This window comes from Paenirhodobacter populi (assembly GCF_004022215.1).
GTDB classification, from domain to species: Bacteria; Pseudomonadota; Alphaproteobacteria; order Rhodobacterales; family Rhodobacteraceae; genus Rhodobacter; species Rhodobacter populi.
Genome location: NZ_SAUZ01000019.1, coordinates 56110 through 70089 on the forward strand (window position 1 = coordinate 56110; position 13980 = coordinate 70089).

Sequence of the window (13980 nt, forward strand, 5' to 3'; positions counted from 1 at the left end):
AAAGGCTTAATTTCGTTTCATCCATGAAGACTGAAGAATTGGCGGCCTGACTTGCCCCGGAAGCGCGCCGACTGTCGCAAGATCGGATCGTCGCTGATCCGGGTTAATGTTCACCATCTGCCGGGCGGCGAAGGCGTAAACGGTGCAGTCCAGCGCCTCGGCGCGCTTGCCGGGGATGCGCTCGAAGTTCCGCACCGGCTGGCCTCGGGAATAGCGCACCACGGCGCGCTCCGACGCGACCTGTTCATACCATACGGCGGGCAGATCGGCTGAGAACCGCACGTGGCCCGCGCGCGGAAGGCGGGCGAAAAGCTGTATCTTCACCGTATCCACGCCGACAATCCAGAGCCGGGCGCCGGTCTTTGTCTTTGATCCGGCCCGTTCGATTACTGGCCTGTTTCCAGCTGCGCCCTTGATCGCAAAGATTTTTCGTGCGGTGCGGGGACGGCAGAAGGCCGTCACGGCGTTCATTGAGGTCCCGTCGCCCGCGTCGATCGCCGTGGCGTCGATCGCGATCTTGCCGCCAAGCGCATGCGGAAAGCGTTCGCGCAGGAGTATTTCCAATTCAGCCCATGTTTCATCGGCGTCGAACGCGCCCCAGATCACCCTATGGGCGAGGATCAGCATGCCGCCCGCCTCGGTCCAGCCGACATAGGTCAACTCAAGCCGGTCGTGCTGCACGTCGCATCCCACCGTCAGCGCCAGAACCTCGGCCGGAACCAATGTCAGCCCGAAGTCCTCGGCGCGCGCCGCCATGCCGCCTTCATCCAGTTCATCGCCCTCGGAGCGCCAGCCCTGCCCGAGGATCGTGTTGACGAAGGTTTGCAAGGTGGTCGGATCGTCCTTGGCCGACAGGAACTCGGTCGCCAGCTTGCCCCATGCGGCGTTCGCGTGAAGGCTGATCAGGGCGTTCATGCGGAAACCGGCGTGGCCCTGCACCTGCGGCGCCGTGGCGCGCCAGCGGCCTTCCTCGATCATCTGCGGCTTGTGGCGCTCCTCGATCTCCTCGGCGCAGTTCGGGCAGCGCCAGCACGCGGCCTCGGGTTGCCCCTCGGGCCATGTGATCTGATCCCAGGTGATTTCCTCGAAGATCCCGCAGCAGGGGCACGGCACCTCAAATATGCGCTGATCGGATTGGGCATAGGCGCGCAGGACGTGGCTCGTCTCCTCATGCACCGGGGTCGAGCCGAGGACGATCTTGCGATCCGGGAAGGACAGGGTTCGGCGTTCGGCCAGCAGGATGGGCGAGCCTTCGGCGGTCGGGGCCATGCCATCCACCTCGTCCATCATCAGCATGCGGACATTGTGCCGGCGCAGGTTGCGCGGGGCCTTGGCAGCGACGACCTTGAGCGAGCCGCCGGGGAAGCGGCGCGACAGCAGCGTATTGCGGCCTGCCTCGTCCAGATCACCGGACAGGGCGCTGGCGACGGCGGGCGAGGCGCTGAAGATCGGCTCGATATCCGAAACCACATAGTCGCGGCAGTCGGATTCGGCGGGCAGCAGGCAGAGAATGGGCGCAGGATCGTTGGCAACGAAGCTCGCAATGGCCGAGGTCAACAGCGTGGTGAAGCCGACACGCACAGGCTTCACCAGCGTTACGCGCTCTATCAGCGGATCGCCGATCGCGTCGGCAATCTCGCGCTGGAACGGCCAGAGGCGCACCGGGCCGGGCTGGCTCGATACGCCCTCGGGCAGACAAACTTCGCGCTCTATCCAGTCGGAAAGGCGCAGACGCGGCGGCGGCATCAGGGCGCGCAGGGCCTCGGTCCGGATCTGGTCAATCGTCGGCATGGGCAAGGTCCTCAAGAGCGGTGCGCAGTTCCCGGTCGATCGAGGCGACTTCGGAGGCATTGAGATGTGGCAAGGCGGAACGGATGCGGGATGGCACAGCGAGGACGCGGGATCGCACCTGTCGCAGCACCTCGGCCCATGCGCGGGTGACCTCCGAGGCGGAAACCATTTCGCCGCGAAGGGCCGCATTCTTCAATGCCTGGGCGTCGGCCTGTTCCTTGGCAAGGCGGGCGCGCTCCGCCGTCAGGCTTGCGGTATGTTCCTCGCCGCCCCGGCCCGAAGCAACACCCCGAAGATGCATGACATAGGCAGAGATGGTCGCGCCGAGATCATAGGAATCATGGCCGAGGCGAACCGCAATGCCACGTTTCTTCAGGTCCGAAAGGGCGGCGGGAGATATCGCTAAAAGTTCGCACATGTCAGGGCCGGAAATCCGGTGGGTGACCTCCCCGCCAAGCTCAAGTTCTGTTAATATTTTCAACAACTTGATTTAACCCCCTTACGGATTTCTGCATCGCCCGATATGCCGCGCCTCCGCGCCCCGCTACCATTTCAGTCGGGAAGGACCCGCCGGGCGCTCATCTCCACCGCGCCATGACCGCGCGAACCAGACGATCGCCGGCATCCCGCGTATCGCGAGCGAGGTCGATGCGCTTCTTCAGGCTGACTTGCGGCACAAGGAAGAATATGACCTCTGCCTTCTCGACAGTCTTCAACGCCTTGCGCCGTCTCCGCCGATCTGCCACGGCAGCGCCCTTCACGTTGATCCGCGCCTTGTCCAAGACCAGCCAGCTAGGCCCCGTGCGCCTCGGCACGAAACGGAGCTTGAGGCCCGTGCGCTTCTCCCAAAGCTGCGGCGTCATCCTCGCTCCGCGTGGGTTTCGGCCTGCCGCAGGGGTGGGGATCGCCAGGAACATGCCATGCTGCGATCGGATCAAGGCGCCCTTGTCAAAGGCATTTATCACATCGGCCGCACTGGCAGATTGCTTCCGGTTTGGCTGGGCATAGACCAGTGACGCCGCGGAAATGGAGTCGCCCTTATCCGGGAAATTGCGCTTGCGGATAGCCCGCGCTAGCCGATCGCCAAGACCCGCCGCAACTATTTGTCCGCGCCACCGTTTCTGCACGTGCTCGGCGGTATCTTTCACACCGGCCGTAATCGCACGTTCCGCCAAGCGGATTTCGTCCTCCATGATCCCCGAAATGGAGGCGTCGAGCTCAAACTTGATCCGCATATCTGTCCCCGATCTCATTTTCACTCGGGCGCAATGCCTCGGCAGCATCCATCAGCCGGTCAGCTGCGGCGGTGCTGGCGGAAGCGTGGTCGAGGTCGGTCAGTGCGGCGGGTTCGCTGGCTGCGTTCCTTGCCCTCTCGATATGCGCTTCGCTTTCAGCAATGCGCATTTCCGCTTGGGAAATGGCGGCGTCAAATGCCGCGTCCGAGGCTTTTTTCCAGCTTTTCTGTGCATCATTGCTCATATCGAGTCCTATCCTATGTTGCGCCCCATCCGAATGGTGAGGGTCTGAGCGAAGGTCAGAAAGCGGGTTAAGCAGCGGGGTTGAAAACCCGCCTCCCGCCCTGACCTTCACGATCTTGCCTGCTCATCCGAACGGAGCCGGGCCGTCGCTTAGGCCAGACCTGCCTTTCCCTCGGCATGGTCCGCTCTCCCATGTTCGCTGGCGTGAGGGGGCCAGCGGGGCCTTGGGGCTTGGAGAGACCGGCATTGCCGGAATAGCTGCCCCTGCGGATTTTCACCGCGCCGACAGGGCTATCGCCCTGACTGCTCGCGCCTTGGCCCGTTCCATCGGTTGCGCTTTAGGCTTGGCGGCCCATGTAACCCGTGAACCCCACCGCCAGCCGATGCGACGCCCGCGCGCCGCAAGTTACTTGCACCCGTTCAGCGGATCATGGCGTGTCCTCCGGGTCGATCGGGGACCATTCCTCGGCATCGCCGCCGCCCATCTCGGCCAGGGCGGCGCGCATCAGGAACTCTTGCTTGGGGGTCGGCATCCAGCCGGGGCGCTTACCCTGGCGAGCGATCGAGCATGCGAACTTCCGGCTCCATGCATCGCCCTCGGCCATCGCTCGCCTGACCACGGCCGGCCATTGCAAGGTGAGAATTTGATCGACCTCGACTTCGGTCATATCGCGACCGAGCCAATATAATGAAAGAACCGCGCCTGATCTGCCGGGGCCATGGCCTCGAAAGCGGCAAGGGCATAAGCCTTGAGTTCTTCCGCGCTCGCCCACTGTGACCAATTCCGCGCATCATGCATTCCACCGAGGAATGCGGGCAGTGGATCGCCGGCCGCACCGATAACCGCGGCGGCGATACTTGTGGCCTCGCCGTGGTCAAGGGTCGCGAGGACGACAGCCGCCAGCGCGGCGCGTTCGCCCGCGCTCAGTCGTGCCGCAGCGATAAGGCCGAAGGCTTGCCATGCCTCAGATGTGCCCAGAATAAGGCTGTAGCCCAGCATCCGCGACATGCGCTTGTGTCGGGGGGCCATCGCGCGGGAAATGATGTTGCCCGATTTCCGGCGGCTGGTTTCGGTTTGCAGGCTATTTATAACCTGTTGATCCGAAAGCCCTTTGCTTTTCGTCGGTTTGCAGGAAATCCCTTGTTTTTCAATATCCTCGCAAAAATTGTGGATCTGGGGGTCTCCCGTTCGAACCGGGAAGGCGGTACCACTCTCCTGAAACATGAGTTCACACCCTTATGGGTGTGCGGGTCGCGATCCGCGCCCGTTCGCGCGATCTTCCCCGGGATCTTCGGGTATTGTCGCGCCCGCTCGATGGAATGCCTCAACCCCTCCGAGCCCCCGCTTTCCCTTCATTCTTCCATAAATATCCCGGGGGTGAATTTGCGCGTCAGCGCAAAGAGGGGGCTGGCCCCCTGCCTCCCCTCCACCCGCGCGTCGATCCGGAGTCTGGAACGCCCCTTCAGCCGCTGCCAGCCGAATCCTCCGTCCCCCATGCGGAACGACTCGAAGCCGCCTCGGCGGCGAACATTTCCTGAATTTTGGAGAATTTGGTGAACCGGGAGGGTTTCGAACCCTCGACCCGCTGATTAAGAGTCAGCTGCTCTACCACTGAGCTACCGGTCCGACGCCCTTTTGTCAAAACTCGTTCCGGGTTGCAAGGGGCTGTCACAAGTTTTTCAGGAATCTTCTCGAACGGCCCTCCACAAACGAAAAGTGCCCACCCCGAGGGGTGAGCACCGATTTCGTCGAATTGTCCGGACGTCGCTTAGCCGCGGCGGTCGCCCATGAACTGCAGCAGGAACATGAACAGGTTCAGGAAGTCCAGATACAGTTGCAGCGCGCCAAGGATCGCGGCCTTGCCGATGAAGTCATGCTCGGTCGCGGCGAGTTGCAGGTAGGTGTTCTTGATGTTCTGCGTATCGTAGGCGGTCAGGCCCGCGAACAGCAGCACGCCGATCACCGAGATCGCGAATTGCAGCGCCGAGGAGGCGATAAAGATGTTTAGGATCGAGGCGACGATCAGGCCGATCAGGCCCATCATCAGGAACGAACCCACCGGGCTCAGGTCGCGCTTGGTCGTGTAGCCGTAAAGCGACAGGCCGGCAAAGGCGATCGCGGTGACAAGGAAGGTCTGCGCGATGGAAATGCCGGTATAGGCGGCGAAAATGAAACTGATCGACAGGCCCATCAGGGCGGAATAGCCGAGGAAGACCATCTGCGCCGTCGCCGTCGACATGCGATTGATCATCGCGCTGAAGGCGAACACCACCGCGAGCGGCGCCAGCATGACGACCCATTTCAGGCCCGATCCCCAGATCGCCGCGATCAGCTGCGGGTTCGACCCCACGCCATAGGCCACCACGCCGGTGATCAGCATGGCCACGGACATCAGCCCGTAGACCTTGTTCATATGTGCCCGCAGACCCTCATCGATCTGCGTCGCGCGCGTTGTCGCGGAGCTGGCGCGCATCGTGTTGAAATCAGGCATCCTTATCTCCCTCGGGCCATGTGCGGCGCGGATCGCCGCTCTTTCCGCCATGATATCGGGAAAGCAGGGGGTGATTTCAAGCATGGCATGGGCGGGAATCTGCGTAAAATCGCCGCGATCACCCAAAAAACGGCGGTCTGCCGTGTTTGGCTGCACAGATGTGTGGGCGGTGGCGGGCCTGCGAATCAGTCGGGCCTTCGTTCATGGGGCGATTCCGGTGCCCGGCGGCCCGCTTTGCATGCCGGATGGGCGCGATCCCGGGCGTTTTCATCACCGGGCCGGCCGCCACGTCCTTACCCCGGGGAAAACGGCGGGCAGGGGCGGCGGATTCTACACCCCATGCGTGTAAAATATCGGTTTTGAAGCACATTCGCAAAGACAGGCCCCGGCGGGCGGGTGGGAGCGGGCGCTCCTCCGGGGCGCCGATTCGCCTTTCGGCGGGGCGTGCGCCTTCCTCATTCGCGGATTTCCCCCCACGGAAACGGCGTATTTTTGCCGACGACCGACGATCCCTTCGTTCATGCAATGGCAAAGCTGTGTTACGCTGCCCTACGTATTTTGAATTGGTTGCCAGTATTTCGTGTTTAGGAAGGTGCAGATGGTACATCCCGTTGACGCTCATGTGGGCAAGCGCATCCGGCATCGCCGCTGGATGACCGGCGTAACCCAGCAACAACTTGCCGATCGTGTCGGCATCAAATTCCAGCAGATCCAGAAGTATGAAACCGGCATGAACCGGGTTTCCGCGTCCCGCCTGTGGGACATCGCGCATGCGCTTGGCGTGACCGTGTCCTTCTTCTTCGAGGGGTTCAACGAGGAAAACACCCATAGGGCGAATCTTTCGCGCGAGCTGGTCGGAGACAGCGAGGCTCTGGCGCTGGTGCGGTCCTATTACGCGATCCCCGCGCCGCAGCGCAGGCGGTTGTTCGAGCTGGCGAAGGTCCTGTCCGACGCGGCATGACTTGGGCGGAGCCCTGCCTCTGGCCGATGCAGCCTTGACCGGGGCATCGGGCAGGGGCTACCGCTTTCGGGACTGACCCGGAGGCAAGGCATGACCGTTTCCATCTCTCCCGCCGAACGCGAGGCGCTGATCGCTCTCGCCCAGGAGCTGGCCGATACGGCGCGGGTGGAAACCCTGCGCCATTTCCGCACCGCGGGCGGCCCGGAAACCAGCAACAAGCTGGCGGGCGGGTTCGACCCGGTGACCGTCGCGGATCGCGGCGCGGAAAAGGCGATGCGCGACCTGCTGGCAGAACGGCGCCCGCAGGATGGCATCTTCGGCGAGGAATATGGCGTGAAGCGCGGGGAAAGTGGCCTGACCTGGGTGCTGGACCCGATCGACGGCACGCGCGGCTACATGTCCGGCACGCCGACCTGGGGTGTGCTGATCTCCTTGTCCGAGGAACTGGCCGATGGCCCCGGCCGGCCGCTGATGGGTCTCGTCGATCAGCCCTATGTCGGAGAAAGGTTCCTTGGCGGCTTCGGCCGGTCCGAACTGTCCGGCCCACGCGGGGTGATGCCGCTGAGGGCCCGGCCGGCGCGGCCATTGTCCGAGGCGGTGCTGTTTTCCACCTTCCCCGAGGTCGGCACGGCCGAGGAGGGCGCGGCCTTCGCCCGGCTCTCGAAACAGGTGCGGCTGACGCGCTACGGGATGGATTGCTACGCCTATGCGCTGATCGCGGCGGGGCAGATCGACCTTGTGGTCGAGGCCGGCCTGCATCCCTATGACGTGGGCGGCCCGATCGCGGTGATCGAGGCGGCGGGCGGTATCGTCACCGACTGGACCGGTGGTCCCGCCTGGCGCGGTGGCCGGGTACTTGCCGCCGCCAACCACGAGATCCACGCCGAGGCGATGAAGGTTCTGAACGGCTGAGCCTGATTTCCGGGCGGAAGCTTTGGGCGGATAGCGGGCAGGGGGCCAGCCCCCTCGCGCGTTCCGCGCTCACCCCCGGGATATTTTCGGAAGGATGAATGGGAAAGGGGCGCGCGCGGTTTGGGCGCATCTCAGGGGAGGCCGGAGATGCCGGAAATACTGATTCGCGGGGCCGGGGTGGTCGTGACCATGGACGGGGCACGGCGCGAGCTTGCCGGGGCGGATGTGCTGATCCGTGACGGGCGGATCGCCGGGGTCGGGACCGGGCTCTTTGCCCCGGGGGCCGAGGAGATTCTGGCCGATGGCTGCGTGGTGACGCCCGGCCTGGTGAACACCCACCATCACCTTTTCCAGACGCTGACCCGCGCGGTTCCGGGCGGGCAGGATGCGCTGCTGTTCGGCTGGCTGCGGACGCTCTATCCCATCTGGGCGCGGATGGGGCCGGAAGAGATGCGCGTCTCGGCCCTGACGGGGCTGGCCGAACTGGCGCTGTCGGGCTGCACGATGAGTTCCGACCACCTTTACCTGTTCCCGAACGGCGCGCGGCTGGAGGATACGATCGACGCGGCGCGCGAGATCGGGCTGCGGTTCCATCCGACGCGAGGGGCCATGTCGATCGGCGAAAGCGCGGGCGGGCTGCCGCCAGACAGTCTGATCGAGAAGGAGGGGGCGATTCTGGACGATTGCCTCCGGCTGATCGACGCCTTTCACGATCCGCGGCCGGGGGCGATGCTGCGCATCGGCGTGGCGCCCTGTTCGCCGTTCTCGGTCAGCCGCGATCTGATGCGCGAGGCGGCGCTGCTGGCGCGTGACAAGGGCGTGATGCTGCACACCCATCTGGCCGAGAATGACGAGGATGTCGCCTGGTCGCAGGCGCATTTCGGCTGCCGCCCCGGTCAATATGCCGAGGATCTGGGTTGGACCGGGGCCGATGTCTGGCACGCGCATTGCGTCAAACTGGACGCGGCCGAGATCGACCTGTTCGCCGCATCGCGGACGGGGGTGGCGCATTGCCCGTGCTCGAACTGCCGGTTGGGGTCCGGCATCGCGCCGGTGCGGCAGATGCGCGACCGGGGGGTGAAGGTGGCGCTTGGCGTCGATGGCTCCGCCTCGAACGACGCGGGCAACCTGATCGGCGAGGCGCGGATGGCGATGCTGCTTCAGCGCGTGCAAAACGGCGCCGATGCGATGTCGGCGCGGGAAATGCTGGAAATCGCCACGCTTGGCGGGGCGCAGGTTCTGGGCCGGGACGACTGCGGCGCGATCGAGCCGGGCAAGCGCGCCGATCTGGCGATCTGGGATGTCTCGGGGCTGGAGGCGGCGGGGGCGTGGGACCCGGTCGCGGCGCTGCTGCTGTCCGGTCCCATGCGCGTCCGGCATCTGTTCGTCGAGGGGCGGCAGGTGGTCCGCGACGGGCAGATCACCACCATCGACCTGCCGCGGGTGATCGAGACGCAGAACCGTCTGGCGCGCGGCTTAGCGGGCTAGCCGGTCCGCCAGCAGCCGCGCCACCAGCACCGCAAGGATGATCCGCAGCGCGTGATGCGCGGTGACGTAGACGATGCTGATCTGCAACGACAGCGCGATCAGCGACATTTCCGTCAGCCCCCCCGGCGCGAAGGCCAGAAAGACCGCCGCCATCGGCTCGTCCACAAACCGATAGAGCGTGAAGGCGCAGATCACCGCCATCGTGATCGACACGCCCGTCGACAGCGCCGCCAGCCGGATCGCCAGACGGAAGCGGCGGATTTCCATCCCCGCGAACCGCACGCCGAGCGCCGCGCCGATCACCACCTGCGTCATGTTGACAAGGAAGGTGGGCGGGCTGCCCTGCACCAGCCCCGCCAGATGCACCACCGCCGACACGGCCAGCGGCCCGGTCACCATCGCGCCCGGCATCTTCAGCCATTTGCCGGCCAGCGCCCCGCTGACCCCGGCGATGACCAGCCAGGGAATGTCGGTCAGCGCCAGCGCCCCGTGCGACAGCGTGGCCCCGCCCGAGGAGCCGACCGCATGGCCGACCATGACCGAAAAGAACACCGGCACCGTCACGATGGTCACGATCAGCCGCAGGAACTGCAGCATGGTCAGCATCGGCACGTCGGCGCCCTTGTCCTCGCCCATCTGCACGGCGTCGATCAGCCCGCCGGGCGCGGTGCCGAAGAAGGCGGTGACCGGGTCGATCAGCCCGGTCGCCTTGACCGCGCGGAAGCAGACGTAATGCGCCGTCGGGATGAACAGCGCGATGGCCAGCAGCGAGGGCCACCATTGCGCCGCCTGCCGGACGATTTCTGGCGTGAAATTGGCCCCGATCGCCACGCCGACGATCGGCACGAAGCAGTTGCGCAGCCTCATCGGGAATTGCGGCAGCCGCCCGAACGGCCGCCATCCCGCCAGCGACACCGTGGCCACCACCAGAAGCGGCCCGAGCAGCATCGGCAGCGGCAGATGCACGAACCGCGCCGCCATCCCGCCCGCCGCGGCCAGAAGCACGGTCACGCAAAGGGTTGGCAGATGCAGGCTTTCGCGCGGGGTCATCGTCGTCCGTTCCGGTCCGGTGCCCGTGTGGCATTGCCGGAAGGCGGAGGCAAGGGGCAGGGGCGACAGCGTACCGCGGGACCGGAGGCCTGCGGGCGGGTGGAGGCGTGGCGAGGGGGCGCCGCCCCCTCGGGCCTTCGGCCCTCACCCCCGGGATATTTATGGAAGAATGAAGGCGGGAAAGGCCGGTGCGCGGGCGGTGAAGGGGGCTTTCACCAGTGCGGCGGCTTCTGGTCGGCCAGCGGAATCTGTCCGCCTTCGCCCACCTCGCGTTCGGCCTCGCGTTCCATCAGCATGCCCACCGACCGGCCGAGGCGGTCGATCTCCAGCGTCTGCCGGGCGACCACGTCGCTCAGCTCGTCCACGGTCTTGGTCAGGAAGGCCAGTTGTTCTTCCAGATGTTCGATCCGGTCCGTCATCTTTTCCTCCTCCTGTTTCATGGGGCGCAGCGGACTTGCCGCGGGGCACCCCATCCGTTACACCCTCGCGCGGGAAACGATCGGGTGCAAGACCATGGCCAGCGACAAGAAACCGCGCCGTCCGCGCGCGGAAACGCCGAAAGGGTTTCGCGATTACTTCGGCGCCGAGGTGACCGAGCGGACCGACATGCTCGCCACCATCGCCGAGGTCTACCGCGCCCACGGCTTCGATCCGCTGGAAACCAGCGCGGTCGAGACGGTCGAGGCCTTGGGGAAGTTCCTGCCCGATGTGGACCGCCCGAACGAGGGGGTCTTTGCCTGGCAGGACGAGGGCGGCGACTGGCTCGCCTTGCGCTACGACATGACGGCGCCGCTCGCCCGCGTCGCGGCGCAGTTCCGCAACGACCTGCCCAGCCCTTACCGGCGCTATACGATGGGGCCGGTCTGGCGCAACGAAAAGCCGGGGCCGGGGCGGTTCCGCCAGTTCTATCAATGCGATGCCGATACCGTGGGCGCGCCCACCGTGGCGGCGGATGCGGAAATCTGCGGCATGCTGTCCGACACGCTGGAAGCCGTCGGCATCCCGCGCGGCGACTATCTGATCCGCGTCAACAACCGCAAGGTGCTGAACGGCGTGATGGAGGTGGCGGGCGTGCTCGACCCCTCGGATCCCGCGAAATTCGCCGATGAACGCGGCATCGTGCTGCGCGCCATCGACAAGTTCGACAAGTTCGGCGAGGCGGGCGTGCGCGCGCTGATCGGCCCCGGGCGGCTGGACGAGTCGGGCGATTTCACCAAGGGCGCGGGCCTGTCGGACGAACAGGCCGATATCGTCATGGGCTTCATGGAGGCCAAGCGCGACACCGGCGCCGCGACCGCCGCGCGGCTGCGGGAACTGGTGACCGGCTCGGCGCTTGGCGCGGCGGGGGTCGATGAACTTGACCTGATCGCCACGCTGCTTGATGGGCAGGGCTACGGGGCGGACCGGATCGTGATCGACCCGTCCGTCGTGCGGGGCCTTGGCTATTACACCGGCCCGGTGTTCGAGGCGGAGCTGACCTTTGAGATCCTTGACGAAAAGGGGCGCAAGCGGTCCTTCGGCTCGGTCTCGGGCGGGGGGCGCTACGACGATCTGGTGAAACGCTTCACCGGGCAGGAGGTCCCCGCGACGGGCGTGTCCATCGGCGTGGACCGGCTGCTTGCGGCGCTGCGGGCCAAGGGGCGGATCGGCGGCAAGACCGAGGGGCCGGTCGTCGTCACCGTGATGGACCGCGACCGGATGGGCGATTACCTCGCCATGGCGTCTGAACTGCGCCGCGCCGGTATCCGGGCCGAGGTCTATCTGGGCAACCCGAAGAACTTCGGCAACCAACTCAAATACGCCGACAAGCGCGAAAGCCCGGTGGCCGTCATTCAGGGCACGGACGAGGCCGGGCGCGGCGTCGTGCAGATCAAGGATCTGGTGCTGGGGGCGAAGATCGCCGCCTCGGCCAGCCTTGAGGAATGGAAGAACCAGCCCGCGCAGGTCGAGGTGCCGCGCGCCGAGATGGTCGAGACCGTGCGCCGCATGCTGGGGCTGGGCGTCTGATGGCGACGAAGGCTCAGGCGCGGGAAACGGGCGAGAGGCTTCTGGGCGCCTTCCTGCGCGCGGGCGCGGTCGAGGTTACGCCCGACATGCTGCAGCCCGCCGGAACCCTGCTGGACCTGTATGGCGAAGACATCCGCGCGCGCGCCTATGTCACCTCGGACCCGCTGCGGGGCGAGATGATGCTGCGCCCCGACTTCACCGTTCCGGTGGTCGAGGCGCAAATGGCCGAGGGCGCCGAACCCGCCCGTTATTGCTACATGGGCGAGGTCTTCCGGCGGCAGGATCATCGCGGCGCGGCGCGGGCCAGTGAATATCTGCAGGCGGGATACGAGGTTTTCGACCGCACCGATCCGGTGACGGCGGATGCTGAGGTGTTCTCGCTCTTCGCGCGGCTGCTGGCGCATCTGCGGCTGAAGGCGACGATCGGCGACATCGGCATCCTGCGCGCGGCGGTGGACGGCATCGACACGATCGCGCCGCGCAAGGCGGCGCTGGCGCGGCACATCTGGCGCCCGCGCCGGTTCCACCGGCTGATGACCCGCTATGCCGGGCTGGAGCCGGTGCCCCCGCATCGCGCCGCCCTGCTGGCCGGGGAGGCCGCGAATGGCGCGCCGTGGATCGGCCTGCGCGGCCCCGCCGAGATGCGCGCCCGGATCGAGGTGCTGCGGCAGGACGCCGAAGCGGCGCCGATCCCCGCGGAGGTCGTGGCGCAGTTCGACGCGCTGTTTTCCCTCGCCTGTCCGGCGCATGAGGCGCCCGCGCGGCTGCGCGCGCTGTCGATGCCCGCGCTGAATATGGCGATCGACCGGCTGGAACGGCGGCTCGCGGCAATGGCGGCGCGGTCGATCGACACCTCGGACCTGATGTTCGAGGCCAGCCATGGCCGCACCTCGATGGAATATTACGACGGTTTCGTCTTCACCTTCTCGGCCGCCGATCCGGCGCTGCCGCCCATCGCCTCGGGCGGGCGCTACGACGCGCTGACCCGGCAACTGGGCGGCGGGCGTGAAATCCCGGCGGTGGGCGGGGTGATCCGCCCGGGCGTGGTGGCCGATCTGGAGGCTGGCGCATGACGATCAAGCTGGGCGTGCCCTCCAAGGGGCGGCTGATGGAAAAGACTTTCGACTGGTTCGCGGGGCGCGGCGTGACGCTGAAACGCACCGGGTCCGAGCGCGAATATGCCGGCGCGGTCGAGGGCGCGGACGGGATCGAGCTGGTGCTGCTTTCGGCCGGGGAAATCCCGCGCGAGCTGGCCTCGGGCCGGATCCATCTGGGCGTGACGGGCTCGGACCTCGTGCGCGACAAGCTGGCCGACTGGCAGGGGCAGGTGGCGGAACTGGCGCCGATGGGCTTCGGCCATGCCGACCTGATCATCGCGGTGCCGGCCTGCTGGGCGGATGTCGAGACGCTCGAAGACCTCGACGCCGTGGCGCATGCCTTCCGCGAAACCCACGGCCACCGGCTGCGGATCGCGACGAAATACCACCGGCTCGTGCGGGAATTCCTGACGCGCGAGGGCGTGGCCGACTGGCAGCTTGTCGACAGTCAGGGCGCGACCGAGGGCACGGTCAAGAACCTGACCGCCGAGGCGATCGCCGATATCACCTCTTCGGGCGAGACGCTGCGCGCCAATCACCTGAAGATCCTGTCGGACGGGATGATCCACCAGTCGCAGGCCACGCTCTTTGCCGCGCGGGCGGCGGACTGGACCGAAGGGCGCGATTGCCTTGCCGCGCTGACCGCGCAGCTTGGCCTGCCGGAGCCGGAGCTGCGGTAGCTTCGGGCTGCGGTCCAGAACCGC

General features: G+C 66.2%; 15 protein-coding genes and 1 tRNA gene. 6 read left to right on the forward strand and 10 right to left on the reverse strand.

Annotation, left to right across the window (positions count from 1 at the left end):
• Nucleotides 1-6 precede the first annotated feature (6 nt).
• The 8 genes from D2T30_RS16150 to D2T30_RS16185 form a co-directional block, all read right to left on the reverse strand.
• A complete protein-coding gene (locus D2T30_RS16150) occupies nucleotides 7-1791 on the reverse strand; it encodes a phage terminase large subunit family protein (protein WP_128209730.1) in 1785 nt (594 codons plus the stop codon).
• Entirely contained in the window at nucleotides 1778-2209 is a 432-nt protein-coding gene (locus tag D2T30_RS16155; RefSeq protein ID WP_241651315.1) for a terminase small subunit, read from the reverse strand. Before D2T30_RS16155 ends, D2T30_RS16150 begins: the two co-directional genes overlap by 14 nt.
• Before the next feature lie 160 nt (nucleotides 2210-2369).
• Nucleotides 2370-3026: a DUF6441 family protein gene (locus tag D2T30_RS16160; protein WP_128209732.1), complete on the reverse strand. Its 657-nt coding sequence runs from the start codon at nucleotides 3024-3026 to the stop codon at nucleotides 2370-2372.
• A complete protein-coding gene (locus D2T30_RS16165; protein ID WP_128209733.1) occupies nucleotides 3010-3270 on the reverse strand; it encodes a hypothetical protein in 261 nt (86 codons plus the stop codon). Before D2T30_RS16165 ends, D2T30_RS16160 begins: the two co-directional genes overlap by 17 nt.
• A gap of 427 nt (nucleotides 3271-3697) precedes the next feature.
• A complete protein-coding gene (locus D2T30_RS16170; RefSeq protein WP_128209734.1) occupies nucleotides 3698-3937 on the reverse strand; it encodes a hypothetical protein in 240 nt (79 codons plus the stop codon).
• Complete coding sequence (locus tag D2T30_RS16175) at nucleotides 3934-4494, reverse strand: hypothetical protein (protein WP_128209735.1); 561 nt, start codon at nucleotides 4492-4494, stop codon at nucleotides 3934-3936. The genes D2T30_RS16170 and D2T30_RS16175 overlap by 4 nt, the downstream gene beginning before the upstream one ends.
• A 327-nt stretch (nucleotides 4495-4821) precedes the next feature.
• Nucleotides 4822-4896: transfer RNA gene (locus D2T30_RS16180), tRNA-Lys, on the reverse strand.
• Nucleotides 4897-5038: 142 nt separating this feature from the next.
• Nucleotides 5039-5761, reverse strand: a complete 723-nt coding sequence (locus D2T30_RS16185; RefSeq protein WP_128186897.1) for a Bax inhibitor-1/YccA family protein — start codon at nucleotides 5759-5761, stop codon at nucleotides 5039-5041.
• A 598-nt stretch (nucleotides 5762-6359) separates the two neighbouring features.
• On the opposite strand from D2T30_RS16185, the gene D2T30_RS16190 reads away from it, so the two are divergent.
• From D2T30_RS16190 to D2T30_RS16200, 3 genes are all read left to right on the forward strand, one after another.
• Nucleotides 6360-6722 (forward strand): helix-turn-helix domain-containing protein, encoded by a 363-nt coding sequence (locus tag D2T30_RS16190; RefSeq protein ID WP_128186895.1) that lies wholly within the window; start codon nucleotides 6360-6362, stop codon nucleotides 6720-6722.
• A gap of 90 nt (nucleotides 6723-6812) precedes the next feature.
• On the forward strand, nucleotides 6813-7634 hold the full coding sequence (locus D2T30_RS16195; protein ID WP_128209736.1) for an inositol monophosphatase family protein: 822 nt from the start codon (nucleotides 6813-6815) through the stop codon (nucleotides 7632-7634).
• 147 nt (nucleotides 7635-7781) lie between these two features.
• Nucleotides 7782-9122: an 8-oxoguanine deaminase gene (locus D2T30_RS16200; protein WP_128209737.1), complete on the forward strand. Its 1341-nt coding sequence runs from the start codon at nucleotides 7782-7784 to the stop codon at nucleotides 9120-9122.
• Here the strand turns inward: D2T30_RS16200 and D2T30_RS16205 are convergent.
• Both D2T30_RS16205 and D2T30_RS16210 read right to left on the reverse strand, forming a co-directional pair.
• Nucleotides 9111-10172, reverse strand: a complete 1062-nt coding sequence (locus tag D2T30_RS16205; RefSeq protein ID WP_128209738.1) for an AbrB family transcriptional regulator — start codon at nucleotides 10170-10172, stop codon at nucleotides 9111-9113. The two genes, D2T30_RS16200 and D2T30_RS16205, sit on opposite strands and share 12 nt — an antisense overlap.
• 212 nt (nucleotides 10173-10384) lie before the next feature.
• On the reverse strand, nucleotides 10385-10591 hold the full coding sequence (locus tag D2T30_RS16210; protein WP_128185223.1) for a SlyX family protein: 207 nt from the start codon (nucleotides 10589-10591) through the stop codon (nucleotides 10385-10387).
• Between the two features lie 94 nt (nucleotides 10592-10685).
• Between D2T30_RS16210 and hisS the strand changes: the two genes are divergently transcribed.
• The 3 genes from hisS to hisG are packed head-to-tail and all read left to right on the forward strand — an operon-like array spanning nucleotide 10686 to nucleotide 13956.
• Complete coding sequence (gene hisS / locus D2T30_RS16215; protein ID WP_128209739.1) at nucleotides 10686-12179, forward strand: histidine--tRNA ligase; 1494 nt, start codon at nucleotides 10686-10688, stop codon at nucleotides 12177-12179.
• A complete protein-coding gene (locus D2T30_RS16220; RefSeq protein ID WP_128209740.1) occupies nucleotides 12179-13252 on the forward strand; it encodes an ATP phosphoribosyltransferase regulatory subunit in 1074 nt (357 codons plus the stop codon). The genes hisS and D2T30_RS16220 overlap by 1 nt, the downstream gene beginning before the upstream one ends.
• Nucleotides 13249-13956, forward strand: a complete 708-nt coding sequence (gene hisG / locus D2T30_RS16225) for an ATP phosphoribosyltransferase (protein WP_128209741.1) — start codon at nucleotides 13249-13251, stop codon at nucleotides 13954-13956. The genes D2T30_RS16220 and hisG overlap by 4 nt, the downstream gene beginning before the upstream one ends.
• Nucleotides 13957-13980: the final 24 nt, after the last annotated feature.

Bases quoted from the DNA above. Each gene is read 5' to 3' on its own strand.
- D2T30_RS16210 (WP_128185223.1), bottom strand. From the start codon at position 10,591: ATGACGGACCGGATCGAACATCTGGAAGAACAACTGGCCTTCCTGACC.
- D2T30_RS16220 (WP_128209740.1), top strand. From the start codon at position 12,179: ATGGCGACGAAGGCTCAGGCGCGGGAAACGGGCGAGAGGCTTCTGGGC.
- D2T30_RS16200 (WP_128209737.1), top strand. From the start codon at position 7,782: ATGCCGGAAATACTGATTCGCGGGGCCGGGGTGGTCGTGACCATGGAC.
- D2T30_RS16185 (WP_128186897.1), bottom strand. From the start codon at position 5,761: ATGCCTGATTTCAACACGATGCGCGCCAGCTCCGCGACAACGCGCGCG.
- D2T30_RS16205 (WP_128209738.1), bottom strand. From the start codon at position 10,172: ATGACCCCGCGCGAAAGCCTGCATCTGCCAACCCTTTGCGTGACCGTG.
- D2T30_RS16160 (WP_128209732.1), bottom strand. From the start codon at position 3,026: ATGCGGATCAAGTTTGAGCTCGACGCCTCCATTTCGGGGATCATGGAG.
- D2T30_RS16155 (WP_241651315.1), bottom strand. From the start codon at position 2,209: ATGTGCGAACTTTTAGCGATATCTCCCGCCGCCCTTTCGGACCTGAAG.
- hisG (WP_128209741.1), top strand. From the start codon at position 13,249: ATGACGATCAAGCTGGGCGTGCCCTCCAAGGGGCGGCTGATGGAAAAG.
- hisS (WP_128209739.1), top strand. From the start codon at position 10,686: ATGGCCAGCGACAAGAAACCGCGCCGTCCGCGCGCGGAAACGCCGAAA.
- D2T30_RS16175 (WP_128209735.1), bottom strand. From the start codon at position 4,494: ATGTTTCAGGAGAGTGGTACCGCCTTCCCGGTTCGAACGGGAGACCCC.
- D2T30_RS16170 (WP_128209734.1), bottom strand. From the start codon at position 3,937: ATGACCGAAGTCGAGGTCGATCAAATTCTCACCTTGCAATGGCCGGCC.
- D2T30_RS16190 (WP_128186895.1), top strand. From the start codon at position 6,360: ATGGTACATCCCGTTGACGCTCATGTGGGCAAGCGCATCCGGCATCGC.
- D2T30_RS16165 (WP_128209733.1), bottom strand. From the start codon at position 3,270: ATGAGCAATGATGCACAGAAAAGCTGGAAAAAAGCCTCGGACGCGGCA.
- D2T30_RS16195 (WP_128209736.1), top strand. From the start codon at position 6,813: ATGACCGTTTCCATCTCTCCCGCCGAACGCGAGGCGCTGATCGCTCTC.
- D2T30_RS16150 (WP_128209730.1), bottom strand. From the start codon at position 1,791: ATGCCGACGATTGACCAGATCCGGACCGAGGCCCTGCGCGCCCTGATG.